This is a genomic window from Streptomyces niphimycinicus, from assembly GCF_018883605.1.
In the GTDB taxonomy this organism is placed as follows: domain Bacteria; phylum Actinomycetota; class Actinomycetes; order Streptomycetales; family Streptomycetaceae; genus Streptomyces; species Streptomyces niphimycinicus.
This window is the reverse complement of record NZ_JAHLEM010001367.1, coordinates 1-365: the sequence shown is the minus strand read 5'-3', so window position 1 is coordinate 365 and position 365 is coordinate 1. Positions and strand designations below refer to the sequence as shown.

Genomic DNA, 365 nt, shown 5'->3' with positions numbered 1-365 from the left:
GTGGCGTGATCTGCCTGAGCGGTTCGGGCCGTGGAAGACCGTCTATGAACGCCACCGGCTCTGGTCGGCCGACGGCACCTGGGAACGCCTGCTGCAGCAGGTCCAGGCCGCGGCCGACGCCGCCGGAGACATCGACTGGGACATCGCGGTCGACTCGACCATCGTGCGCGCTCACCAGCACGCGGCCGGTGCCCGCACCGATCCACCGCCGGCGACCGCGTCAAAGGGGGCCGGAACAGCAGAACACCAGGACGAGCCGCCGTGGCAGAGCCTGCTCGCCCGGCTGGTGGAGGTGGTGCAGGAGGTGAGGGACTGGGCCGCTCGCGCGGCGGGCTCACGAGCAAGCTCCATCTGAGCTCCGACGG

Annotated in this window: 1 pseudogene; it reads left to right on the top strand. The window is 71.5% G+C overall.

The window, feature by feature from the left end:
- Positions 1-365, top strand: a pseudogene (locus KN815_RS51445) (transposase); the annotation flags it as partial.